The following is a 25,409-nucleotide window of genomic DNA, read 5'->3' on the forward strand; positions in this document are numbered from 1 at the left end:
CCCCAGTCCTGGAGGACCGACATGGCCAAGGCCCTTGAAGGTGTCCGCGTACTCGACATGACCCACGTGCAGTCCGGACCGTCCTGCACCCAGATCCTCGCCTGGCTCGGCGCCGACGTGATCAAGCTCGAGGCGCCCACCGGCGACATCACCCGCCAGCAGCTGCGCGACATCCCGGACGTCGACAGCCTGTACTTCACGATGCTCAACTGCAACAAGCGCAGCATCACCCTGAACATGAAGAGCGACCGGGGCAAGGAGATCTTCACCGACCTGGTGAAGGACGTCGACATCCTGGTGGAGAACTTCGCCCCCGGCGCGATCGACCGGATGGGCTTCACCTGGGACCGGCTGCAGCTGATCAACCCCGGTCTGATCTTCGCCTCGATCAAGGGCTTCGGCCCCGGTCGGTACGAGGACTTCAAGGCCTACGAGGTGGTCGCTCAGGCGATGGGCGGCGCGATGAGCACGACCGGGTTCGAGGACGGCCCGCCGACCGCGACCGGCGCCCAGATCGGCGACTCCGGGACCGGTATCCACCTCGTCGCCGGCATCCTGGCGGCGCTGTACCAGCGGACCCACAGCGGCAAGGGCCAGCGGGTCAGCGTGGCGATGCAGGAGGCCGTGCTGAACCTGACCCGGGTCAAGCTGCGCGACCAGCAGCGGCTCGCCCACGGACCGCTGCGGGAGTACCCGAACGACAACTTCGGCGACGAGGTGCCGCGCTCCGGCAACGCGTCCGGTGGCGGCCAGCCGGGCTGGGCGGTGCGGTGTGCGCCGGGCGGACCGAACGACTACATCTACGTGATCGTCCAGCCGCCCGGCTGGGCCCCGATCGCGACCCTGATCGGCAAGCCCGAACTGGCCGACGACCCGGACTGGGCCACCCCGGCCGCCCGGCTCGACAAGCTGGACAAGATGTTCGCGCTGATCGAGCAGTGGACCGAGCAGCACACCAAGTTCGAGGTGATGGACAAGCTCAACGCGCTGAACGTGCCGTGCGGGCCGATCATGTCGACCCGGGAGCTGATCGAGGACGAGACGCTCGCCGAGCTCGGCGCGGTGGTCGAGGTGAAGCACCCCGGCCGGGGCAGCTTCAAGACCGTCGGCTGCCCGATCAAGCTGTCCGACTCGCCGGTCCAGGTGGAGACCTCACCTGGCCTGGGCGAACACAACTCCGTGATCTACGGCGGCCTCGGCATCGACACGGCCGAACTGGAAGAGCTCAAGGCCGCCGGCGTCATCTGAGCGCCACCCACACCGCTTCTGAGGAGCTTCAGGCATGACTTATGACAAGGCAGTGGTCCAGTCCATCCTCGACCAGGCGCTCGCCGACGGCAGCGGTTCGCTCAGCGCGCCCGACGCCAAGCGGGTCGCCGACGCGTATGGCATCCCGACCCCGGGCGAGGGGCTGGCCACCAGCGCCGAGGAGGCGGCCGGCCTGGCCGCCGAGATCGGGTTCCCGGTCGTGCTGAAGATCGTCTCGCCGGACATCCTGCACAAGACCGACGCCGGCGGTGTGGTGGTCGGCGTCGACTCCGCCCAGGCCGCGGTCGAGGCGTACGAGAAGATCCTGGCCAACGCGGCGGCGTACAAGGCCGACGCGGAGATCACCGGGGTCCAGGTCCAGAAGATGCTCGTCACGGGCGGTGATGTGCAGGAGGTCATCGTCGGGGCGGTGACCGACCCGACGTTCGGCAAGGTGGTCGCGTTCGGCCTTGGCGGCGTCCTGGTCGAGGTACTGAAGGACGTCACCTTCCGGCTCGCGCCCACCTCGGCCGACGAGGCCCGCTCGATGATCGACGGGATCGGCGCGCACGAGATGCTCGACGGCGTCCGCGGCGCGCGGCCGGTGGACAAGGACGCGCTGGCCGGGATCGTCCAGCGGCTGTCCGACCTGGTCACCGACTTCCCGCAGTTCGCCGAGGTGGACCTGAACCCGGTGCTGGCCGGGCCGGACGGGGCCACCGCGGTCGACTTCCGGGTGATCGTGGACGCCGAGGCGGGCAAGCCGGTCGACCGGTACAGCCAGGACGAGATCCTGTCCGCGATGAACCGGATCATGAAGCCGCGCGCGGTCGCCGTGATCGGGGCGTCCAACGAGGCCGGCAAGATCGGCAACTCGGTGATGAAGAACCTCGTCAACGGTGGGTACGCCGGGGAGATCTACCCGATCAACCCCAAGGGCGGCGAGGTACTCGGGCTGAAGGCGTTCCCGAGCATCACCGACGTGCCCGGTGATGTGGACGTCGCGGTGTTCGCGGTGCCGGCCAAGTTCGTCGGCGGGGCGCTCGAGCAGTGCGGTGAGAAGGGTGTGGCCGGCGCGATCCTGATCCCGTCCGGGTTCGCCGAGACCGGTGAGCAGGAGCTCCAGGACGAGGTCGTCGCGATCGCGAAGAAGTCAGGCGTCCGGATCCTCGGCCCGAACATCTACGGCTACTACTACCTGCCGGAAAGCCTGTGCGCCACCTTCTGTACGCCGTACGACGTGCGCGGCAGCGTGGCGTTGTCGTCACAGAGCGGAGGCATCGGGATGGCGATCCTCGGCTTCAGCCGGTCCAGCCGGATGGGCGTCTCCGCGATCGTTGGGGTAGGCAACAAGGCCGACATCGACGAGGATGACCTCCTGACGTTCTTCGAGAACGACGACAACACCAACCTGATCGCCATGCACCTGGAGGATCTCAAGGACGGCCGGGCCTTCGCCGAGACCGCGGCGCGGGTCTCGAAGAACAAGCCGGTGGTTGTGCTCAAGGCCGGCCGCACCGACATGGGCGCGCGGGCCGCGAGCTCGCACACCGGCGCGCTGGCCGGCAACGACAAGGTGTACGACGACATCCTGCGGCAGGGCGGGGTGGTCCGGGCTCCGGGGCTGAACGAGATGCTCCAGTACGCCCGCGGCATCCCGCTGCTGCCGACGCCGAAGGGTGAGAACGTGGTCATCATCACGGGTGCGGGCGGCTCCGGCGTGCTGCTGTCCGACGCGTGTGTGGACAACGGGCTGACCCTGATGTCGATGCCGGCCGACCTGGACACCGCGTTCAAGGAGTACATCCCGCCGTTCGGAGCCTCCGGCAACCCGGTCGACATCACCGGTGGCGAACCGCCGTCGACGTACCGGAACACGATCGCGCTCGGTCTGTCCGACGACCGGATCCACGCGCTGATCCTGGGTTACTGGCACACCATCGTGACCCCGCCGATGGTGTTCGCGCAGCTCGTCGCCGAGGTGGTCGAGGAGTACCGGGCCAAGGGCATCGACAAGCCCGTGGTCGCCTCGCTGTCCGGTGACGTCGAGGTCGAGGAGGCCAGCCAGTACCTGTTCGACCACGGGGTGGTCGCCTACCCGTACACCACCGAGCTGCCCGTCCAGGTGCTCGGCGCGAAGTACCGGTGGGCCCGGAACGCGGGACCGCTGGGGTCCTGACCACCGCCAACAGTGAGGAAGCCGGTGATGCGTTTGGAGAAGGGGGGAATCCACGGGGGAGCAGTACTTGTCACGCTGGCGTCGATCTAAGGAGTCCGCCTTGGACGTCACAAGCAAGACCTCAGAAGTACCGGAAGAGCCTGCCTCGACCGCTGGGACCGAACGGGTCTGGCGGGCCGGGAGGCTCGAACCGATGCCGATCCGGCCGCTGCCGGAGGCACCGCCTTCCCTGCACATCCTCGGTCCGACCGTCTTCCTGGTCGCGCTGGGCGTCGGCATGGGTGAGTCCTACATGTGGCCCCGGCTCGTCCTGGTCTTCGGTCCGGACATCCGCTGGTTGTTCCTGGTCGGAGTCACCCTGCAGGCGTTCGTCCTGCTGGAGATGGCGCGGTACGCGATGGCGACCGGAGAGAGCATCTTCTTCGGCGCCGCGCGTGTCTTCAAACCGCTGATGTGGTTCTTCTACGTGGCCGCGATCCTGATCTACATCTGGCCCGGCCATCTCTCCGCCGGCGCGGCCGCGTTCGAGGAGATATCGGGGGTCCCCTGGCAGGTCACGGCCTGCGTCGCCCTGATCTTCGTCGGCGTGCTGTTCAGCATGCTCTCGGTGATCTACAACTTCCTGGAGAAGCTGCTCGGCCTGCTGATCGGCCTGCTGGTGGTCGGCACGTCGGTGATCGCGGCGATCGTCGGCAGCTGGGGCGACCTGGGCAACACGCTGTCCGGCATGTTCGCCTTCGGGTACTTCCCGGAGAAGGCGTTGTCGGAGGCGTGGTTCCCGATCGTGGTCGGCTCGATCGCGTTCGCCGGACCGTCCGGGATGCAGCAGATGTGGTACACCCTGCAGCTGCGCGACAGCGGCGCCGCGATGGGGTCGCACATCCCGAAGATCCGCGGCCTGCGGTCGGCCGGCGAGGCGGAGTCGATGCCGTCCCGCGGGTACATGTTCGACACCGACGACGCCGACGAGATGCGCAAGTGGAAGGGCTGGCGGAAGTGGGTCACGTTCGACGCGCTGCTGCTGTTCTGGGGCATCACGATGCTGGTCACGGTCTCGTTCACCGTGCTGGCGATGTCGGCGGCCCGGGAGAATCCGAACGTCGCGTCGCTGATCGAGGGCGGTGACCGGGACGCCGCGCTGAGCGCGATGTCGGACGCCTTCGCCTCGGCCGGCAGCCCGATCCTGGGGACGTTGTTCTTCGGCTTCATCGCGCTGATCGGCCTGAACGCGACGCTCGGGCTGTTCGACTCGTTCAGCCGCGGCCAGGCGGACATGACGTACTACTTCATCCCCGGGGCCAAGCGGTTCTCGATGTCGCGACTGTACGCCGGGTTCCTGTGGGGCGTCATCACGTTCGGGATCCTGATCCTGTTGTTCGGTCCGGCCGACGGTCCGGCGGGCATCCTGGACATCCTGGCGTTCCTGTCCACGTTCGCGATGGGCGCGTACTGCATCGTGTTGCTCCTGGTGAACAACAAGATGCTGCCCAAACCGATCCGGCCCGGCCCGGTCCGCAACGCGATCATCGGGTTCGGTGCCGTCTTCTACCTCGGCATGCTGTTCTACAGCCTGGTGCGCTTCGGCGTGGTCGTGGGCTGAGATGGACACCGAGAAGGTCCGGCAGCTGGCGGAGTACTCCGTGCCCGCCGCGGCCGTGGGAGTCGCAGCCGGCCTGATCGCCGGGGGGCTGGGCGCGTTCATCGGCCAGCCCGTCGGCTGGGCCGTGCTGACCGGACTCGGTCTCGCGGTACCGCTCGTCGCCCTGGGCGTCGGGTACGCCGTGCTGATCGCGTTCCGCAAGGTCCCTGCCGGGGTGTTCGCGCCGGCAGCGGTCTACTGGGTGATCGGGTTCCCGCTCGCCCTGCTGGTGCACGCGGTGGTGACCGAATGGGTGGTCGCGGGGACGCCCGGACTGCCCGAACAACCGCTGCAGTTCCTCGCGTTTCGGGCCCTGCTCAGTATGGGGTTCGCGATCGGGTTCCTCTGGATGCACGAACAGATCGGCCGGCACTGGTGGCCGCGGATCATGGAGCACAACCCGTACGCCCGGAGCACCGTCGCGCAGTACGTCCACCTGGCCGAGTCGATGCAGGCTCGCAAGGAGGCCGCCGCCCGCGCCCGGAAGAAACGCCGGGCCCGCACCGCCTGATCCCGGCGGAGCACTCTTTCCGCACCGCGGCGCACTCTCGCCGCACCGAAGCCGCCCGCGACTGCACCGTCAGCCGCGGGCGGCCGCGTATCCGGCCTGCCCGCCGGAGCCCTGGAGGAGCACATGACCGTTTCGTTGTCGGCGTGGATCGTCACCATCGCCGCCCTGCTGGCCCTGCTGGTGCTGGACTTCCTGATCGTGGCCCGGAAGCCGCACGAACCGTCCCTGCGCGAGGCGACCCTGTGGGTGTCCTTCTACGTCGGCATCGCGCTGCTGTTCGGCGTCGGCCTGACCCTGGTCGCGGGCGGTGAGCCGGGTGGGGAGTTCTTTGCCGGCTGGCTGACCGAGTACTCGCTGTCGGTCGACAACCTGTTCGTCTTCATCATCATCATGGGCAAGTTCGCGGTGCCGCGGCAGTACCAGCAGAAGGTGCTGCTGGTCGGGGTCGCGCTGGCGCTGGTGATGCGCGGCATCTTCATCGCGGTCGGCGCCGAGGCGATCTCGCACTTCAACTGGGTGTTCTACCTGTTCGGCGCGTTCCTGCTGTACACGGCGTGGAAGCTGGCGACGTCGAAGGAAGAGGAGGAGTTCAAGGAGAACGCCGTCCTGGTCAAGGTCCGCAAGGTGCTGCCGACCACGGAGACGTACCACCAGGCGCGGCTGACCACGCGGATCGACGGCAAGCGCTTCGCGACCCCGATGCTGGTCGTGATGATCGCGATCGGCACCACCGACCTGCTCTTCGCCCTCGACTCGATCCCGGCGATCTTCGGCCTCACCCAGGAGCCGTACCTGGTCTTCACCGCCAACGCGTTCGCGCTGATGGGGTTGCGCCAGCTCTTCTTCCTGATCGGCGGCCTGCTCGACCGCCTCGTCTACCTCTCGTACGGCCTCTCGGTGGTGCTCGGCTTCATCGGCGTCAAACTGATCCTCGAAGCCCTCCACCACAGCGGCGTCTCCTGGGCCCCCGAGATCCCCATCGTGGTCTCCCTGAGCATCATCCTCGGCACCCTGGTCCTCACCGCCGTCCTCAGCCTCCTCAAATCCTCCCGAGACAGCCGCACAACCAACCAGGACCAGCCCCAACCCGAGGAAGTCAGCGCAAACGACTAACCCGCCAACAACCACCCAACCCACGCACCCGCCCCCCGCCCCGGCCACCCGCCCCGCAGTCCCACGCCCCCGGAGTCCCACGTCCGGCCACCCACCCCGGCCACCCGCCCCGCAGTCCGACGCCCCCGACGCCCCCGCCAACCGCCTTCCGCCCCCGCCCCCCGCGCCGGCGCCGGCGGCGTTTGATGGGCTAACCCACGAAATGGTGGGTTGGCCCGCCGAATTTCGGTTGGCCAACCCACCGTTTCAGGGGTTAACCCATCAAATGGGGGGCCAGCCCGCTCGCGCGTACGCCGGTTGGCTGTGGCTGGAGCCCGGTCCGGAGCGGAGCGAGGTCGGTGGGTGCTGGGGGCGGGGCCGGCCTGTGGTGGGGCCGGGGCAGGAGGCGGTGGTTCGCCCCAGGCGCCCGGGGTCTTCACCACCGGATGCTGGCCCGAGCCGCCCCGGCTGCTGGCCGCGAGCCCCTGGGGCCGCGGCCGCCTGCTGGCGCCGCGCCGTCGCCCTGCGGGCCGGCGCCCCGTCGCCCCGTCGCCCCGCGGGGTGTCGCCCTGTCGGCGTTTGAGGGGTTAACCCACGAAGTGGAGGGTTGGCTCGCTGAATTTCGGTTGGCCAACCCACCGTTTCAGGGGTTAACCCATCAAACGGGGGGACGCCCGCTCGCGTCGGACGGGGGGACGGCCGCTCGCGTTGGTCGGGGGGACGGCCGATCGCGTCGGTCGGGGGACGCCCGCTCGCGTCGGACGGGGGGACGCCCGATCGCGTCGGACGGGGGACGGCCGCTCGCGTCGGACGGGGGCACGCCCGACCGCGTCGGAGGGGCGCGCCTGCTTGCGCGTACGCCGGTTGGGTGTGGCAGGGGCCCGGCGGCCGGCGCGGGGTTTGCGGGTTAGGACCTGGCGCGGCGTGGGGCGTGGCGTGGAACCGAGGTGGGTCAGCTCCCAGGTGAGCGCGGGTGCGGGGCGTGAGTTGGCGGGGCGGGGGCCTCGGACCCGGGTGGGGGTGGGGATGGGTCAGGTTGTGGGGCGGCGACGGCGGGGGGTGGGTTTCTTTTCTGGGGCCTGGGTGGGGGTTTGGGTTTGGAGGTCGTGGTAGGCGGTTCTGGTGTGTTCGGTGTGCTCTCGCATGATCTGGGCGGCTTTGTCCTCGTCGCCTTCGCCGATCGCCTTGACCAGGCGGGCGTGCTCGCGCCAGGAGGCGGCGCCGCGGACCGGGGCGACCGGGGTGTAGTACCAGCGGACCCGGCGGTCGACCTGGCCGGCGAAGTCGACCAGGAAGCGGTTGCCGGACATCGCGGTGATCTTGGCGTGCAGTTCGCCGTTGGTGCGCACCGCGCCGTCGATGTCCCCGGCTTCCTGGAACGCCGTGCCGACCTTGCAGAGCTCCTTGAGCGCCGCGACGTCCTCCTTGGACGCGTGCCGGGCGGCGAGCCGGGCGGACTCGGACTCCAGCGCCGCGCGGGCCGCCAGGAGCTGGTCCACCTCGTCCTCGGCCGGGACGTGCACCATCGCGCCGAAGCCGGGGCGCAGGTCCACCCAGCCTTCGTTGTTGAGCCGCTGGAGTGCTTCGCGCACCGGCTGACGGGAGACGCCGAGGAGACCGGCCAGCTCGACCTCGACGAGGTGCCGGCCGCGCTCGAGGGTGCCGTCGATGATCATCTCGGTGAGGGCCTCGTAGACCGACTCCCGCAGAGGCGTCGGCCGCTTGACGTGCCGTACGCCCGGGGTGTCGGAACTGGGATCCGGGCCCGCGCTGATAGTCGTCATGGACGTCCTTCCCGACACACGTAATGGCACTTGGTAGACAGTCTACCAAGTGCCAGGTCTGGTGCCGATGCTCGTCCTTGAGCCGGCCGGGGAGTACCCCCTGCTCCCGGTGCTCCGGATCCTGGGATCGTGGTCCGCGGGGAGTCCGCCGCCGCGGTCAAGGTCCCGGCCGTCCACTGCCGGCCACGTGTCCGGAGCACCGATTCGGGGTGGGTCAGGCAGCCGTCGTCTCGCGAGCGGTCTGCTGCTCGTCGCCGTCGCGGACCTGCCGGCCCAGCTCGACGTCGAGGTCCAGCTCCTGCTGCAGCTCCGGGGCATCCGGGAACTGCGGCCGGGCCGCCAGAGCACCGAACCTACGGGTGAAGATCATTTCTGCCTTTCCGCTCCGGGATCCGCCCGGAGTCTGTCTGGTCGGTCCCCCCGGAACCAGGCGTCCCGGAGAGTGAGGCCCAAATACTGCCTACTGCATACATTCAACCAGCCGAGCGAAGCCGCTATGCCCTCGTCTCACGTGATCCCGGTTACAAGGCCGCTTCGCAGGCGGGACGGACCGGCTCGGGTGTCGGTGACGTCGGTCACGCGCCCCGTTGCCCGGTCACCCCTCCGGTACCCCGTGCGCGGTCCCGTAGTACTCCGGGCCCTTGTGGGGAAGGGGTTTTCGTCTCTTCCATCGTGGCCGCGCGGGACCTCGCCGGTCAAAGACCCAGTTGCTATCCCGTGATAGCCGCGGTCTATCAGGCGAGTTGCGCCGAATAGCCGGAACCCATCAGGTGGACGTCCAGCAGCTCGTCGAGCGCGAGGTGGACGCCGGCCTGACGAGCCACGTCGAGCAGGGCCCGGGCGAGGACCGCCTCGGGGCTCCGCGCGGCGACGACCAGGCCGACCCGCGGCCCGTGCGCCGGGCTCTTCAGCGGGACCACGCGCATCCCGTCCGGTACGCCGAACATGTGCAGCCAGGCGTGCGAGATCACGGTCGACCAGTGTCCGCCGTGCAGGTGGCTGTACAGCCCGGAGACGGTGTCGCTCTCGATCGCGGGGGTCGCGGTGGCACCGTCGTCGGAGAAGTAGCTGTTCATGATCCGCCGGTTCCGCATCTCCGGGGACAGCAGGCACAGCGGCAACTCGGCCACCTGGGCCCAGGTCGCGACCGGGAGCTCGGCCAGCTCGCCGTCCTTCGGGGTGAGCAGCAGGTACCGCTCCTCGTACAGCGGGGTCTTCCGGACGCTGCCGAGGGTGTCGTCGTCGAGGTACGTCATCGCGACGTCGAGCTCGAAGCCGGCCAGCTTCTGGGTGATGTCGCGCGACGACAGCGACTCCAGCGTCACCCGGGCCTGGGTGTGCTTCTCGCAGAACGGCGTGGTCAGCAGCGAGACCACCGGCATCGCGGTCGGGATCGCGCCCAGCCGCAGCGTCCCGGTCAGGCCGCCGCGCATCACCGACAGCTCGTGCCGCAGCGCGTCCCGCTCCGCCAGGATGCGCTGGGCCCAGAGCAGCACGCGCTCACCCTCGGGCGTCAGTCCCTCGAACCGGCGGCCGCGCCGGACGATGGGGACGTCCAGCTCCTGTTCCAGCTTGCGGATCGCCGCGGACAGTGACGGCTGGGAGACGTAGCAGGCGTCGGCGGCACGGGCGAAATGCCGTTCCCGGGCGAGCGCGACCAGGTACTCGAGCTGGCGGAGCAACATGTCAGCCTCGTTTCCGCGACCGGCCGGCCGGCGAGAGGGCGGCGGCATACCGTTCGCCTGTATACATCATCCAATCGTACTGGGAAGCGCCGCCGGCGGACAGGGTTCAGGTGTGACTCAGATCACATAGGAGTCGGTCGAAAACGCGGGGCTCTGCTCGACGCGTTGGCAGGAGCGCAAACAGGAAGGCACTGGACATGGACAAGGTCATCTCCGCCGACGGCACGCCGATCGCCTACGAAACGTTCGGGTCGGGACCGGGGCTCGTCCTGGTCGCCGGCGCGCTGACGACCCGCGGGTACTACGTGCCGCTCGCCACCGCGCTGTCGTCGGCCTTCACCGTGGTCACGTACGACCGGCGCGGCCGTGGCGACTCGGGCGACAATCCGCGGTACGAGGTCGAGCGTGAGGTCGAGGATCTGGCGGCGGTGCGGCGGGCCACCGGCGCCGAGTACGGGTACGCCGACTCGTCGGGCGTGATGGTGCTGCTCCGGGCGGTCGCGGCCGGGGTGCCGTTCGGGAAGCTGACGATCATGGAGCCGCCGTTCCGGGTCGAGGGGGCACCGCCGGCGCCGGACCGCTACCTCGAGCGGCTCCGCGAATTCGTTGCGGCCGGCAACCCCGGGGGAGCGGCCGAGCTGTTCATGGTCGAGGCGGTCGGGCAGCCGCAGGAGCTGGTCGACGGGTTCAAGCAGTCGCCGATGTGGCCCGGGATCGAGGCGATCGGGCACACGCTGGTGTACGACGCGGAGCAGTTGGGAGACAGCGCGGTCCCGGTCGAGCTGCTGTCCGGGATCACCGTGGAGACGCTGGCTCTGCACAGCACCGGGAGCCCGGAGTGGCTGCAGCGCGCGGTGCGGTTGGCGGCCGGCGCGCTGCCGAAGGCCGAGGTGCGGGAGCTGGAAGGCGAGTTCCACCAGGTACCGCCCGAAGTACTCGCGCCGGCGTTGACCGAGTTCTACCTCTGAGACAAAGGCGAAGGGGCGCCGCAGTTCAGTCCTGCGGCGCCCCTTCGTTCGTGGTGTGGATCAGCCGGTGACTGTCACCTGCCTCGTGATGGTGGCTGCCTTGCCCCAGCCGTCGGTGGTCGTCAGCGTGACCGTGTAGGTGCCCGCTGCCGGGAACGTGTGCGACGGTGCCGACGAGGTGCTCGTCGGAGTGCCGTCCCCGAAGTTCCACAGGTAGGTGAAGGTGTCACCGGTGTTCGGGTCCGCGGAGCCGACCCCGGAGATGTTGCAGGTCAGCACCGAGCAGGCCGGCGGGTTGATCACCGGGACCGGGGCCACGTTGTTCGTCGGCTCCGTGATGGTGACCGTCTGAGTAGCGGTCGCGGTCGCGCCCCACTCGTCCCGCGCGGTCAATGTGACCGTGTAGGTGTTGGCGCTGGTGTACGTCCTGGTCGGGAGCGGTCCGCTGCCGGAGCCGTTGCCGAAGTTCCAGCTGTACGTCAGCGTCGTCGGGTTCTCGTCGGTCGAGCTGCGCGCGTCGTAGGTACAGACGTTCTGCTGGCACGAGACGGTGAAGTTCGCCACCGGCGGCTGGTTGCCGGCCGGATGGACCACTGTCACGTGCCGCTCGGACGGCACCGCGGTGACCAGGTCGTGCTGGTCGACCGCCCGGACCCGGACCGTGTACGCGCCCGGCGGGACCACCGGAGTGGTGTACGAGAAGTTCGACCCCGGCGTGCCCGGGCTGGTCAGGAAGGCGGTCCGCCAGCTGGCCGTCGTGCTCGTGAACGTCCCGGACGAGCTCATGTACTGCCCGAGCGAGTTCACGATGCCGACCTCGACCCGCTGCATCGCCTGGTCGTCCTCGGCCCGGCCGGTGACGAAGATCTTCCCGTCGGTGAACTCGGTGCCCTCCACCGGCGTCAACAGCGCCTCGTTGAGCGTCGGCGGTGTGTCACCCGGGTAGATCCGGTACCGGGCGGTGGCTCCCGACGTCGAGGTGTCCTGCTGCCCGGCGGTGTCGTACGCGTACGCCGTCACGGCCCAGTCGCCCTGGGTCGGCAGGGTGACCGGCAACGAGAACGTGGTACTCGTGCCGTTCGGTGTCGCCAGGGTCGCCGGCAGCGTCGCGAAGGACGCCGCCATCGAGCCGTTCGGCTGCAGGTACCGGTTGGTGTCCTGGTCCTCCAGGGACACCCGGACCTCGGCCACTCCCTGGGCGTCGGTCGCCGTCCCGGTCAGGTTGAGCTGCAGGCTCTGCCCGCCGGTGACGGTCCCGGTGACGTCCAGCCGGCCGTCCGGTGGGGTGTCACCCGGGATCTGGGCGCTCAGGCTGAGCCGGCCCTGGTTCGCGTTCGACGTGGTCAGGCCCAGCTGGTCGGTCGCCCGGACCGAGAAGCTGTACGAGCCCGGCTTGAGGTTGAACGGTGTCGTGTAGGACCAGTTGTAGCTGGCCTGGTTGAGGTTCAGCGGCGAGACCCGGTACCAGCCCGCGATCGCGTCCACGCCCCAGCTGCCGTCGGCCGCGAGGTTCTCCCGGGTCGTGCTGTTGCGCAGCTGGATCTCCACGCTGTATAGGGACTGCTCGTCGTTCGCCGAGCCGGCGAAGGTGAGCGGCTGCCCCGGGGTGACCACCACGGTCCCGACCGTTGTCGGCGGGATCATCGACACCGGCGAACTGATGGAGACCGTCGGCGGTACCCCGTTCTCGGTGACGATCCAGCTCCGGTCGGCGGTGTCCAGGTCGGACTGGCCGGACGTGTCGGTGGCTCTGGCCTGGGCCTGCCATTCGCCCTCGTACGGGACCGTGACCTCCAGGGACCAGGTCGTACTGGTCGCGCCGACCACGTCCGGGGTGATCCGGAACGTGTGGATGGTCGGCGACACCGTGCCGTCGTCCTGCAGGTACCGGTTGTTGCTCAGGTCCCGCAGGGTCAGGCCGATCGAGTTCACGCCGAGGTCGTCGGTCGCGGACCCGGTGATCGTGTAGGTGAAGGAGTTGACGACGTTGCCGGACGGTCCGGAGACGCTGGTGTTCGGCGTCTCGTCGGCCAGGCCGAAGGTTTCGTACTTCTTCGTCGCCTTGGTCGGATCCTGCGAGTTGTTCACGGCCACCGTTCTGGCCATCACCTGCAGTTCCCGGTTCTGCGTCATCGTCAGCGGCAGCGACCAGGTGGTCGAGGTCGCGTTCGGTGACGCCAGCGTGGCGTTGATGGTGTTGCTGGTGGTGGTACCCCAGGTGGTCAGGTCGTCGTTCAGGTACCGGCGGCTCTGCCGGTCCATGATCTCCACCTGGACCCGTTGCACCCCGCTCGCCGCCGACGCGGTCCCGCTGATCGTGTACGGCTCGTCGACCGGCTTGATCCGGCCCTCGATCGGATCGGTGATCGTCGTCTCGGTGCCGTTCGGCGCGGCCACCGAGTTGAAGTCGAAGAACGCGACCCGGCCGACGTTGTAGCCGCCCTTGGTCTGTCCGTCACCGCCGACGAACAGGCCGCGCGGCGTGATCTCGATGTGTTTGTCGCCCTCGAACGAGTTCGACCCCGGGTTGAACCCGTCGATGGCGGTGCCGTCGGCGGGGTTCAGGGCACCGAGGTGCTCCCGCCGGACCACCGCGTCGCCGAGGCCGTACCCGGACAGGCCCTGGCCGGTGCCGTAGCCCTGGTCGGTCAGTCCCGGCCAGGGTTGCGGCGAGGTCGGGGACTCCTGCCAGGCGAAGTGGCCGCCGACGTAGATCGCGTTCTCGGCGATCGCGATCGAGTACACGCTGTCGAAGTGCCGCGAGATCCACAGCGGCTGGACGTTGTCGCCGCCGTCCATCGGGTACGCCACCACGGTGTCGTTGATCGGCGGCCGGTCGCCACCGGATCCGCTGGTCACCGCGAAGTACGTGCCGTCTGGGGAGATGTCGCCGCCGTAGATCCGCTGGATGCCGCCGACGAACTGCAGGTTGTCGTCCCACAGCCGGGTCCGCCACGGCAGCAGCTTGCCGGTCCGGGTGTTGATCATGCCGATGCCGTACCGGTCCTGGCCGTTGATCTGCCGGCCGGTGTGGACGACGAGCAGACGGCCCTGATCCGGGCTCAGTTTCAGCCGCTGGACGGTGAAGTCGCCGTTGGCCCCGATGCCGCCGGTGACGTCGTTGATGAAGTCGGTCCGGACGGCGCCGGTGTTGCCGTCGAGGGCCGCGAGCGCGCTGCGCGGTGCGCCGTTGACCGCGGTGAAGCGGCCGCCGACGTACACGGTGGTGTTGGTCACCGCGAGCTCCTGCGACTTGGCGTTCCCGTCCGCGACGAAGCCGGTGACCGGGGCGCCGGTGGCGGGATCGATCCGCGCGATGCCCTTGCGGGTCAGGCCGTTGACGGTGCCGAAGTTGCCGGCGATGTACAGCTTGGTGCCGTCCGGCGAGGCCTCGACCGCCTCGACGCCACCGTTGCCGATGACCGGCCGGAAGGTGGTGTCGATCAGGCCGGTGGTCAGGTTGAACGCCGCGATCTGGGCCTGGTTCACCGTGGTGGTGTTCCCGGTCGCGTTGTTGCGCAGCGAGGTGAAGCCGCCCGCGACGTACACGCGGTTGCCGACGACCTCGATGTCCCAGATCTCCCCCGCGCTGATCAGCGGGAAGTTGGTCCGCGGCGTGTCCGGCACGATCCGGGTGCCGTGGCCCGGGCCCGCTGGTTGCGCGGTCGCGACCGCCACGCCGGTCTTGGTCGCCGTGTGGGTGCCGTCGCTGACCGTCAGGGTCACCGTGCGGCTGCCCGCGCTGGCGTAGGTGTGCACCGGGCTGTCGCCGGTACCGGTCTGCCCGTCGCCGAAGTTCCAGCTGTAGGTCAGGGCGTCACCGTCGGGGTCGAACGAGTGGTTCGCGTCGAACTCGCACGTCATCGTGGCGCAGCCGGTGGTGAAGTCCGGGATCGGCGCCTCGTTGGTGCCGGTCGCGTCGGTCCCGGGGTCGAGGACCACCGAGAACATCACCGACCGGGAGGCGGCCGAGCTGGTGGTCGCGGTCCGGGCGGCGGCGGTACCGATCGGCACGCCGGCGTTCGAGTCCGCGACGACCGCGCTGACCTTGCCGGTCCCGGTGCTCGCCGCGGTGGTTCGCGACGTCACGTTGGCCGGCAGCGTCCAGGTCTGGACGACCGAGGACTTCTCGCCCCAGACGTTCACCAGCCAGGAGTTGCCCTTGGCAACCGGAGCCGTCGGCGTCGCGTGGCTGCTCGCACTCGCGTCGACACCGCGGACGGCCGACGCGGAGACGACCGCGACACCGGTACTGCGGTACGCGGCGACGCTCATGACCGACTTGGACAGCTCGCTGCCGGTGACGGTCACGTCGGTGTTCGCGTCCTGCGCGGTCGCCGCCTTGGTCCAGGCGCGGCCGCGGATGCCGTTGCCGTCGCGGGTCTGGATCAGGGTCCAGCCGGGCAGCGTGTCGGTCAGGGTGCCGGTGGTCGAGTTCGTGGTGAGGAACAGCAGGAGCCGGTCCTGGGTCTGCACGTTCGACGGGATCCGGACCGTGTGCGAGGACCGGTTCCCCTGCGTACTCGCGCCGCCCACGTACGAGACCTGGCCCTGGCTCACCGTGGCGGTCGGGTTGACCGGGTGCGTCACGGTGTTGGTCAAGGAGCCGTCGCTGACCGTCAGGGTCACGGTGCGCTGGCCGTCACTCGCGTAGGTGTGGTTCGGGTTGACGCCGGTCCCGGTCTGGCCGTCGCCGAAGTTCCACGCGTAGGTGAGCGTGTTGCCGTCGGGGTCGGTGGAGCTGGACGCGTCGAAGCCGCAGACGAGGCCGTTGCAGCTGGCAACGAAGGCGGCGACCGGCGGCTGGTTCACCGGATCGGTGGTCTCACCCGGGCTGAGCGCGAGCGAGAACATCACGGACCGGGACACGGCCACGCTGGTGGTGGCGGTGCGCCCGGCGGCGGTACCGACCGCGACGGCGCCGGCCGAGTCGGCGAGGACCGCGCTGGTCTTGCCGGAGCCGGTGGCGGCCGAGGTGGTCCGCGAGGTCGAGCCGGCCGGCAGGGTCCAGGTCAGATCGGTCGACGACTTCTCCTCCCAGATGTTCACCAGCCACGAACCGGTGTCGGCGATGGCCACCGACGGAGTGGTGTGGCTGCTGCCCGACGTGTCACTGCCACCGACCGCGGAAGCGGTGATGGTCGCGTTGCCGGTACTGCGGTACGCGGCGACGCCGATCGTCGACTTGAGCGTGTCGCTCGTCGTCACGGTGACGTTGGCGTTCACGTCGGCGGCGGTGGCGGTCTTGGTCCAGACCCGGCCGCGCACGCCGTTGCCGTTGCGGGACTGGAGCAACGTCCAGCCGGGCAGGGCATCGGTGATGGTGCCGGTGGTGGCATTCACCACGGTGTAGAGGACCAGGGCGTCCCCGGCCTGGGCGGTCGCGGGGACCCGGACCGTATGCGCGGTCCTGGCGCCGCTGTTACTGGTTGCGGCTACGAACGAGAGTTCACCGGGCGCAGCGGACGCTGACGTCGCCAGGACCGCGGTGAGGCCCAGGGAGGGCACCAACGCGACCAGGACGACGACCAGCACATGCAGGAGCCGCCTTCGGCCGTGGACGGATGGATTGAAGAGCTGGGACACGATCACTCACCAACCAGTTCTCGGAGAACAGGACAGAGCCGGGAGACCTCGCCGGCCCGCTGCGGCATCCGTGGTGGTGAGACGTGGTGGTGTGGTGTTCATCGGCCGGGCATGCGCCCGTCGGTCGGTGGAAATGGCCGCGTCGGACGTTCGGACGGCACCCTGGGCACGGCGCTTCAGCGCGCGCGCCAGCACGACAGGACCATGATCTCGACCATGGCCTGTCGGCGTCGCAAGGTGTCGTGTCAACGACGTGGCCGACCACCGACAATGCTCGTCACCCCCCAGTGACCGAGAACCCACCCCAAGAGACCCGCCCCCCGGATCCTCTGGGGCGACTGTGGCATTCCACCACGCTGCGTGCAACCCCTCCGGGCAGGTTTGGGACTTTCGGCCCGCTTTCGCTACCCGCTGTAGGCACCCGGCTCCGGCTGCGCGGCCCGCACCGGGCCCGCTCGGTCAGGAGACCGTCAGTCGCCGCCTGCGGGCCGCGGGGGACGGGATGCGCTCAGCCGGTGGAAGGCGGCGAGGACGGTGGCCGGGAGCTCGACGCGATCGATGAAGTTGCGGCCCAGCGGGCCGTAGCCGGTCTCCCGCAGGCGGTACACCTCGCCGAGCAGCAACGACGTGAAGCGCTCCCTGGACCAGATCGGTGGACCGTTGCCAGCGGCACCGACCTGGTCCGGGCCGATCGAGGGGACAACCGCCGCGTGGCTGCGCAACTCGGTGCCGCGCAGATCGGCGAAGGCGCGCTCGAAGGACGCGTGGGTCCGTCGTTGCATCGTCGGATCCTGGATCAGCACGAGGCGCTGGGGCCGATCGATGAGCCGGCGGGTGTACGTCGCGTTCTCCCCGCAGTTCGTCGAGTGCGGCTCGACGACGAGCGCGGCGTCCGGTACCGCGTGGTCCCTGCGCAGCAGGTCCGCGAAGATCTCCGCCTCGGCCCGGCCCGCCGCGGCGACCTCGACCCCGCGCACAGCGAGCGCCTCGACAAGATGCCGGGTGGAGTGCCCGATCCCACCGCTGACCAGGATCCTCGGCGCGATCCCACGACGGTAGGCGTCGGCGACCACCTCGACCGACTCCACCACCGCGCTCCCCATCAACACGATCACGTCCGCCGGCTCCGTCAGCGCACCGTCGTCCCGCCGCGCGAGGTAGGCCGACAGAACCTCGAGATCCTCGTTCGCCGTCATCGGTTCAGCGCAGGTCGAGGGCGAGATGGGAGCGGCTCAGGCGGCGGGTGCGCCGGAGCCGGCGGAGGTCGGTCGGGTTGTCGTACATGAGCTGCCAGTGGAAGTAGTTCACGTACTCCGCGATCGCCAGCGCCAGCAGGACGAGGCCGGGGACGACGTGCCTCGGGCTGTCGTCGAAGCCGAGTCCGACGATGCCCGCGGCCACGACCAGCAGGACCGGGCAGGCGCTGCGGAGCACCCGGAAGACGGCAAGACCCGGTGGCCGGGCGGAGTTGCCACGGAGTTGGTGGAGTTTCGCGAACCAGTACGCCGATCCGACCACCAGCAGGAACGCTGCCGCGAGGTAGCCGGCCGCGTTGGCGGCGGTGATCGGCGCCCGGAGGACGGTGAACACGAGCCAGCCGATCAGCGCGACGTTGACCAGTTCGAGGATCGCCAGGGTGCGCAACCTGGCGGTGACCGGGGTACGGGCGCTCAAGAGGCGGCGGTGGTACCGACGGGGGCGGGCTGGGCGGTCGAGTCGCGGGTGACGAGGCGGGTGGCGAGCTCCACGTGGTGGGAGTCGACCTTCTCGCCGGCGGCCAGCCGGAGCGCGGTCCGCAGGGCCACGGAGCCCATCTCCCGCAGGGGTTGCTTGATCGTGGTCAGCTGCGGCGAGGCGAGACGCGCCACCTGGGTGTCGTCGAAGCCCACCACGCTGAGGTCCTCGGGGACCCGGAGACCGCGAGCGCGGGCCGCTTCCATCACGCCGAGGGCGACCTCGTCACTGCCGGCGAAGATGGCGGTCGGTGGTTCGGGCAGGTCGAGCAACGCGGCGCCACCGGCCAGGCCGTCGTCGTAGAGGAACTCCCGGGTCCACACGTACTCCTTGGGGACCGGAGCGCCGGCCGCTTCCATCGCACCGCGGAAGCCGTTCATCCTTGCCTGGTTGCAGCCTGAGGTCGGTGGCCCGCCGAGGTACGCGATCCGGCGGTGCCCCAGCGAGAGCAGGTGCTGGGTGGCCGCGATCCCGCCGGCGAAGTTCGTCGAGCCGACACTGGTGACGTCCGGCTGGGCCACGTTCACCGGGTCGACCACGACCAGCGGCAACCGTGCCCGGGCCAGCGCGGCCAGGTCGGCGTCGGTGAGGTCGCTGGTGATCCCGATCGCGGCCCGCCGGCCGGTCGAGGTGAGGTCGCGGATCCACTGCGCCGCCCGGCTCGCGGTCCGGCCCGGCGGGCGGGGTGGATGCGTACTCACGACGACGTCGACGTCCGCGGTCTGCGCGGCCTCGACGACGCCCTGGATCACCTCGACCGAGTAGTTGTTGAGGAATCCCTGGTAGAACAGCTCGACCGTGGTCCGGTCGACCTGCTCCGGCCGGCGTCCGACGTACTCGTGTTCCTCGAGCACCGCCTGGACGCGGGCGCGGGTCGACTCGGAGACGTCGCTGCGTCCGTTCAGCACCTTGGAGACGGTGGCGATCGAGACCCCGGCGGAGGTCGCGACGGTGGCCAAGGTGACGCGTCCGGTCAACCGCGGCACCTCCTCACGCTCCTCCTCCGGATCCTCCGACGTCGGCCCCGCACGGCGTCAGGCCGACGGGGGTCACCATCGTACGATCGTGCCCGACCGGCCGCACTTCTCCGGTCAGGCGCACGGTGGCACGGCACGACAGGTCCGCGGACGACGTCCCGACCAGGATCTCGACATCGCCTGGTTCGACGATGCGGCGCAGGTCCGGCCCGGTGTACGCAGTGCGATCGGCGTGCACGGTGAACGTGACGTCCAGCGCGCCTCCCGGCTCGAGGGTCACCCGGGCGAATCCGGTGAGCAGCTTCAACGGCCGGGCGACCTGGGCGACGAGGTCGTGCAGATAGAGCTGGACCACCTCGTCCCCGGTCCGCGACCCGGTGTTGCGGACGCGGACGGTCGCGGTGAACTCGCCGTCGGTACCGATCTCGGTCGCGCTGAGCCGGAGGTCGTCCACCTCGAACGTGGTGTACGAAGCCCCGTACCCGAAGGCGAACAGCGGGACGGCGTCCAGCCCGCTGATCCCGGAACTCTCGACGCTGCCGAGCGCGGGTTGCAGGTACGTCCCGGGCTGGCCGCCGACGTGCCGCGGGATCTGGACCGGGAGTTTGCCGCCGGGAACGACGCGCCCGCTGAGGACTCCGGCGATGGCGGCACCGCCTTCCTGGCCGGGGATGAACGCCTGCACCAACCCGGCCGCGCGGTCCGCGATCTCGCCCAGCGCGTACGGCCGGCCGGAGACGACGACCACGACCACCGGCGTACCGGTCGCCAGCAGCTCGGCGACCAGGTCACCCTGGACCCCCGGCAGCCGGAGATCCTCGGCGTCACACCCCTCGCCGGACGAGCCGTGCCCGAATAGCCCGGACAGGTCGCCGACGTACGCGACGCACAGGTCCGCGTCCTTCGCCGCCGCCACCGCGGCCGCGAATCCGGTCCGGTCGTCGCCGAGCACCGCGCAACCGGCTTCGTGGACGATCTCGACACCCGGCAGTTCGTTGCGCAGGGCATCCACTCCGCTCGGGACGTCGATCCCGAGGGCGCGGTCCGGGTACCGGGGCAGCACGTGGTTGGGGAAGGCGTAGCAGCCCATGAAGGTCCGGGGATCGCCCGCACACGGACCGACGACGGCGACCCGCCGGACCGGCGGCCGGTCGGCACCCAGCAACGGCAACGCCGTGCCGGGGTCGAGCAGGACGATCGAGCGCTCGGCGAGTTCGCGGGCCAGGGCGCGATTGGCGGCCGAGTCGAGGTCGAGGCCGTCGCGGCGGACCGAGCCGGCCGGGGTCCAGTCCGGGTCGAGCAGACCGAGCTGGACCTTCTGCAGCAGCAACCGCCGGGCCGCCCGGTCGACGAGTGCCTCGGGCAACTCGCCCGACTTCACCCGGTCGAGCAGGCCGCGGCCGAAGCCGACCGTGTCCGGCAGTTCGACATCGGTGCCCGCGGCAAGGGCCAGGGCGCCGGCCGCCTCCGGGTCGGCGGCGACGTGGTGCATCGTGGCGAGGAACGGCACCGCCCAGTAGTCCGACACGACCGTGCCGGTGAAGCCCCATTCGTCCCGCAGGAGCTGGGTGAACAACCAGGGGTCCGCACCCGCCGGGAGCCCGTCCAGGTCGGAGTACGAGGTCATCACCGAGCCGGCGCCGGCTGTCGCGATCGCGGCCTCGAAGGTCGGCAGGACCACGTCCAGCAGTTCACGCCGGCCGATCGAGACGGGACCGTGGTTGCGGCCGGCGCGCGACGCGGAGTACCCGGCGAAGTGTTTGAGTGTCGCGATCACGCCCGTGCTCTGCAACCCGCGGACGTACGCCGAGCCGAGCTGGCCGACCAGATACGGGTCCTCGCCCATCGTTTCCTCGACGCGCCCCCAGCGGTAGTCGCGGACCACGTCGAGGACAGGGGAGAGGCCCTGGTGGACTCCGGCCGCGGCCAGGTCCCGGCCGATCGCGGCCGCCATCCGCTCGACCAGTCCGGGGTCGAACGTGGCTCCCCACGCGAGCGCGGTCGGGTACACCGTCGCGCCGTACGTGGTGAAGCCGGTCAGGCATTCCTCGTGGACGAGGGCGGGGACCTGGAGCCGGGTGCCGGCCAGGACGACCTCGTGCTGGCGGACCAGCTCGGCGATGCCCTCGTCGACGGTGACCGGGACGCTGCCCCAGATCCGGGTGAGGTGGCCGAGACCGTTCCGGCTCGCCTCCTCCAGCGAGACGGAGCCGCCGGCGCCGAACACGTCCTGCATCGGGGCCACGTTGAGCTGCTCGTCGGCGGGGACCTCGGTGTCGGCCATGTCGTTGCCGGCCCACCGGCTGCCGAGCTGGGCGATCTTCTCCTCCAGCGTCATCGCGCGCAGCAGCAGCTCGGCCCGCTCGGCCGCCGGCAGGGCGGGGTCGAGCCACGGGCGGTCCGCGGGCGTTGAGACAGCGTTCGTCACGAAATTCTCCCTACTATTCGACCCGAGCGGTGCAGAAGTTTCGAAAAGTTTCGACGCTCGGTCTGCACCACGGCGATCGCCCGAGGATTTCTCGGCTGGGCCCGGAATCGCCTGCTGACAGGCGCATCTGCGCCCCTACTCTGACCCTGAAATGCCATGGTTTCAAGATATTGACAGCGAGTCCCCCGAAATCTACGTTACGAAACACAGGCTTAATCAGTAAGTGCTTCCGCAACCTCGTGGAGCCTCCGGCCGGGCGCGCCCCAGCGCCGGACCGGCGGGCCGGAACACCTGACAACCCACCTGCCGTGGAGTGGTCCGCGGCACGGAGTACGGAGATCACCGTGGATCCCATGACGACATCTCGGCGTAATTTCCTTCGCCTGACCGGCGGTGCCGCCATCGCCGCCGGCCTGGCCGCGTGCGGTACCTCCGGTCCGCAGAGCTCCGGCGGTTCCACCGGCGGTACGAACGGTGGCGGAGGCGGCGGTGGCGCCACCTACTGGTTCCTCACCGGGCAGCCGCAGCAGGCCATCCGGGAGGCGCAGGTCAAGCGGTTCAACGACGCCAACTCGGGCAGCCAGCTGAAGACCACCGAGTTCCAGAACGACGCGTTCAAGCAGAAGATCAAGACCGCGATCGGGGCCGGCCAGGCACCGACGCTGATCTGGGGCTGGGGTGGTGGCGGCCTGAAGAGCTACGTCGACGCGAACCAGGTCGAGGACCTGACCAGCTGGTTCGGCGAGAACGCCGAGCTGAAGAACGGGATCTTCCCGTCCGCGTTCGGGGCCGCCTCGGTCGGCGGCAAGATCTACGCGATGCCGGTCGAGACGACGACGCCGATCGTCCTGTACTGGAACAAGAAGGTGTTCGAGAAGGTCGGGGCCGAACCGCCCAAGTCCTGGGGCGACATCATGGACCTGGTGCCGAAGTTCAACGAGCAGAACATCGCGCCGTTCTCGCTCGGCGGCCAGTCCCGCTGGACCAACATGATGTGGCTCGAGTTCCTCTACGACCGGATCGGCGGTCCGGAGGTCTTCCAGGCCATCTACGACGGCCAGCCCGACGCCTGGAACGACCCGTCCTCGATCAAGGCGCTGACCGAGGTACAGAACCTGGTCAAGGCGAATGGCTTCATCAAGGGCTTCTCCTCGATCACCGCCGACTCCAACGCCGACCAGGCGCTGCTGTACACCGGCAAGGCCGCGATGATGCTGCACGGCGCCTGGACGTACGGCGGGATGAAGGCCGACGGCGGCGACTTCGTCACCGGCGGCCACCTCGGGTACATGAACTTCCCGCCGGTCGACGGCGGCAAGGGCGACCCGTCCAACACCGTCGGCAACCCCGGCCAGTACCTGTCGATCTCGTCGAAGGCGAGTGACGCGGAGAAGGAGACGGCGAAGAAGTTCCTGGCCAACAACACCCTGGACGAGGCGTCGGTCGAGGAGTGGGTGAAGTCGGGCAACATCCCGGTGGTGAAGAGCGCCAAGGACAAGCTGTCCTCGGTCAGCGACGCCAACGACAAGGCCTGGCTGGAGTTCGTCTACGACACCTCGGCGAACGCCAAGACGTTCTCGCAGTCGTGGGACCAGGCGCTCAGCCCGGCCGCGGCCGAGACGCTGCTCGACAACATCGCCAAGCTGTTCCAGCTGTCGGTCACCCCGCAGCAGTTCGCGAGCAACATGAACGCGGTGATCGGCAAGTGACGGCGGTCGTTCCGCCCGGCGCCCGGGCCGTGGTGCGCTCACCGGCCACCGGCGCCGGACGGAGCGGCCCGGTGGCCTGGATGGTGCTGCCCGCGCTGGTGATGTTCGTGGTGTTCGGCGTCGTCCCGCTGGTCGGGGTGCTGGTGCTGAGCTTCACCCAGTGGGACGGCCTCGGCGCGATTACCCCGGCCGGGGTGTCGAACTGGCGGGTCGCGCTGCAGGACCCGGGGCTGTACCACGCGCTCTGGGTGACGTTCGAGATCATGATCCTGTCCTGGCTGGTGCAGACCCCGATGAGCCTGTTGCTCGGGGTGTTCCTGGCCGGCCGGCAGCGGTACCGCGCCTTCCTGGCCGTGCTGTTCTTCATCCCGTTGCTGCTCAGCTCGGCGGCGATCGCGATCACCTACAAGGCCCTGCTCGACCCGAACTTCGGTCTCGGTCCCGGGCTGCACCTGAGCCTGCTCACCCAGGACTGGCTGGGCAAGTCCAACCTGGCCATCGCGGTGATCATCTTCATCGTGTCCTGGCAGTTCATCCCGTTCCACTCGCTGATCTATCAGGGCGGGGTACGGCAGATCCCGGTCTCGATGTACGAGGCGGCCGCGATCGACGGGGCCGGCCGGGTGCGGCAGTTCTTCAGCATCACGGTGCCGCAGCTGAAGTACACGATCATCACCTCGTCGACGTTGATGGTGGTCGGGTCGCTGACCTTCTTCGACCTGATCTTCGTGCTGACCGCGGGCGGTCCTGGTGACTCGACCCGGGTGCTCGCCCTGCTGATGTACCAGCAGGGGTTCCAGGCCAACCAGATGGGCCTGGCCAGCGTGATCGCGGTCGTCATCGTCGTCCTCGGCCTGCTGCTCGCGTTGCTGCTCCGGCGGCTCGGCGGCAGTACGACGGCCAGCCAGATGGAAGGAATGTGAGATGGCGGCGGTGACCAGCGAACCCCGGGCGACGGCGCGACCGGCCGGCGGCGGTGGGGTACCGATCGGGCGCAAGCTGCTCCGGATGAACTGGCTCGGCGGGACCGCGGGCTGGCTCTGGCTGGTGATCGTGCTGGTCCCGCTGTACTGGATCGTGGTCACCAGCTTCAAGGCGCAGAGCGCGTACTTCAGCCAGAACCCGTTCGCGCCGCCGGCCGATCCGACCCTGGACAACTACCGGCTGGTGATCGAGTCGGACTTCCCGCGGTACTTCCTGAACAGCGTGATCGTGGCCGCCGGGACCGTGATCCCGGCCGGCGCGATCGCGTTCATGGCGGCGTACGCGATCGTCCGCGGCGCCGGCAGCCGGTTCCTCGGGCTGACCAACGGGCTGTTCCTGATGGGCCTGGCGATCCCGCTGCAGGCGACGATCATCCCGGTCTATCTGCTGATCATCCGGATGCACCTGTACGACAGCCTGCTCGCGCTGATCCTGCCGTCGATCGCGTTCGCCATCCCGTTGTCGGTGCTGGTGCTGACCAACTTCATCCGGGACGTGCCGAAGGAGCTGTTCGAGTCGATGCGGGTCGACGGTGCCAGCGAGTGGGACATGCTGCGCAAGCTCGCCCTGCCGCTCACCCAGCCGGCCCTCGTCACGGTCGGGATCTACAACGGCCTGGCCGTCTGGAACGGTTTCCTGCTGCCGCTGATCCTGACCCAGAGCCCGGACAAACGGACCCTGCCGCTCGCACTGTGGACGTTCCAGGGCCAGTACTCCGTGAACGTGCCGGCCGTACTAGCGTCGGTGGTGCTGACCACGTTGCCGATCGTCGTCCTCTACGCGATCGGGCGACGGCAGCTGCTGAGCGGTCTGACCGCCGGGTTCAGCAAGTGACCTGACCCCTCGGAGGCAGCGCCGCCTCCGCCGTGAAGACCCCCAAGAGAC

At 69.6% G+C, this 25,409-nt stretch carries 17 protein-coding genes; 9 read left to right on the forward strand and 8 right to left on the reverse strand.

The window, feature by feature from the left end; all coding sequences use genetic code 11:
- Positions 1-21 precede the first annotated feature (21 nt).
- The 5 genes from frc (at position 22) to FB561_RS18630 (ending at position 6,690) form a co-directional block, all read left to right on the forward strand.
- Positions 22-1,248: a formyl-CoA transferase gene (frc, locus tag FB561_RS18610; RefSeq protein ID WP_145808349.1), complete on the forward strand. Its 1,227-nt coding sequence runs from the start codon at positions 22-24 to the stop codon at positions 1,246-1,248.
- A 34-nt stretch (positions 1,249-1,282) separates the two neighbouring features.
- Positions 1,283-3,427 carry an acetate--CoA ligase family protein gene (locus tag FB561_RS18615; protein ID WP_145808351.1) on the forward strand — a complete coding sequence of 715 codons (2,145 nt, stop codon included), beginning with the start codon at positions 1,283-1,285 and terminating at the stop codon, positions 3,425-3,427.
- Between the two features lie 193 nt (positions 3,428-3,620).
- Positions 3,621-5,027 (forward strand): Nramp family divalent metal transporter, encoded by a 1,407-nt coding sequence (locus tag FB561_RS18620; RefSeq protein WP_238334896.1) that lies wholly within the window; start codon positions 3,621-3,623, stop codon positions 5,025-5,027.
- A 1-nt stretch (position 5,028) separates the two neighbouring features.
- The gene (locus FB561_RS18625) at positions 5,029-5,577 is read left to right on the forward strand and encodes a hypothetical protein (protein ID WP_145808355.1); all 549 of its coding nucleotides are present in this window, start codon (positions 5,029-5,031) and stop codon (positions 5,575-5,577) included.
- A gap of 123 nt (positions 5,578-5,700) precedes the next feature.
- Positions 5,701-6,690: a TerC family protein gene (locus tag FB561_RS18630; protein WP_145808358.1), complete on the forward strand. Its 990-nt coding sequence runs from the start codon at positions 5,701-5,703 to the stop codon at positions 6,688-6,690.
- A gap of 1,010 nt (positions 6,691-7,700) precedes the next feature.
- Here the strand turns inward: FB561_RS18630 and FB561_RS18635 are convergent.
- The 3 genes from FB561_RS18635 to FB561_RS18640 all read right to left on the reverse strand — a co-directional run bounded on the left by FB561_RS18635 (position 7,701) and on the right by FB561_RS18640 (position 10,138).
- The gene (locus tag FB561_RS18635) at positions 7,701-8,453 is read right to left on the reverse strand and encodes a GntR family transcriptional regulator (protein WP_145808360.1); all 753 of its coding nucleotides are present in this window, start codon (positions 8,451-8,453) and stop codon (positions 7,701-7,703) included.
- Positions 8,454-8,667: 214 nt separating this feature from the next.
- Complete coding sequence (locus tag FB561_RS37925; protein ID WP_170284704.1) at positions 8,668-8,823, reverse strand: hypothetical protein; 156 nt, start codon at positions 8,821-8,823, stop codon at positions 8,668-8,670.
- A gap of 364 nt (positions 8,824-9,187) precedes the next feature.
- Positions 9,188-10,138: a LysR family transcriptional regulator gene (locus FB561_RS18640; protein ID WP_145808362.1), complete on the reverse strand. Its 951-nt coding sequence runs from the start codon at positions 10,136-10,138 to the stop codon at positions 9,188-9,190.
- Positions 10,139-10,335: 197 nt separating this feature from the next.
- On the opposite strand from FB561_RS18640, the gene FB561_RS18645 reads away from it, so the two are divergent.
- Positions 10,336-11,106, forward strand: a complete 771-nt coding sequence (locus FB561_RS18645) for an alpha/beta fold hydrolase (RefSeq protein WP_145808364.1) — start codon at positions 10,336-10,338, stop codon at positions 11,104-11,106.
- Between the two features lie 60 nt (positions 11,107-11,166).
- Here FB561_RS18645 and FB561_RS38655 read toward each other — a convergent pair whose 3' ends face one another.
- The 5 genes from FB561_RS38655 to FB561_RS18680 all read right to left on the reverse strand — a co-directional run bounded on the left by FB561_RS38655 (position 11,167) and on the right by FB561_RS18680 (position 21,831).
- Entirely contained in the window at positions 11,167-16,692 is a 5,526-nt protein-coding gene (locus FB561_RS38655) for a PKD domain-containing protein (RefSeq protein WP_272952547.1), read from the reverse strand.
- Between the two features lie 470 nt (positions 16,693-17,162).
- Positions 17,163-17,888: a YdcF family protein gene (locus FB561_RS18665; RefSeq protein ID WP_145808366.1), complete on the reverse strand. Its 726-nt coding sequence runs from the start codon at positions 17,886-17,888 to the stop codon at positions 17,163-17,165.
- Between the two features lie 4 nt (positions 17,889-17,892).
- Positions 17,893-18,366, reverse strand: a complete 474-nt coding sequence (locus FB561_RS18670; RefSeq protein ID WP_145808368.1) for a multidrug transporter — start codon at positions 18,364-18,366, stop codon at positions 17,893-17,895.
- Positions 18,363-19,412 carry a LacI family DNA-binding transcriptional regulator gene (locus tag FB561_RS18675; protein WP_145808370.1) on the reverse strand — a complete coding sequence of 350 codons (1,050 nt, stop codon included), beginning with the start codon at positions 19,410-19,412 and terminating at the stop codon, positions 18,363-18,365. The genes FB561_RS18670 and FB561_RS18675 overlap by 4 nt, the downstream gene beginning before the upstream one ends.
- A gap of 4 nt (positions 19,413-19,416) precedes the next feature.
- Positions 19,417-21,831, reverse strand: a complete 2,415-nt coding sequence (locus tag FB561_RS18680; RefSeq protein ID WP_202880659.1) for a glycoside hydrolase family 3 N-terminal domain-containing protein — start codon at positions 21,829-21,831, stop codon at positions 19,417-19,419.
- A gap of 353 nt (positions 21,832-22,184) precedes the next feature.
- Here FB561_RS18680 and FB561_RS18685 point away from each other — a divergent pair, with 353 nt between their 5' ends.
- From FB561_RS18685 to FB561_RS18695, 3 genes are read left to right on the forward strand one after another with little or no spacing between them, the layout of a single operon-like run.
- Positions 22,185-23,540, forward strand: a complete 1,356-nt coding sequence (locus tag FB561_RS18685) for an extracellular solute-binding protein (protein ID WP_145808372.1) — start codon at positions 22,185-22,187, stop codon at positions 23,538-23,540.
- Positions 23,537-24,463 carry a carbohydrate ABC transporter permease gene (locus FB561_RS18690; protein WP_202880660.1) on the forward strand — a complete coding sequence of 309 codons (927 nt, stop codon included), beginning with the start codon at positions 23,537-23,539 and terminating at the stop codon, positions 24,461-24,463. The genes FB561_RS18685 and FB561_RS18690 overlap by 4 nt, the downstream gene beginning before the upstream one ends.
- Before the next feature lies 1 nt (position 24,464).
- Complete coding sequence (locus FB561_RS18695) at positions 24,465-25,358, forward strand: carbohydrate ABC transporter permease (RefSeq protein WP_145808374.1); 894 nt, start codon at positions 24,465-24,467, stop codon at positions 25,356-25,358.
- Positions 25,359-25,409 lie beyond the last annotated feature (51 nt).

Source organism: Kribbella amoyensis (assembly GCF_007828865.1).
Lineage (GTDB): Bacteria > Actinomycetota > Actinomycetes > Propionibacteriales > Kribbellaceae > Kribbella > Kribbella amoyensis.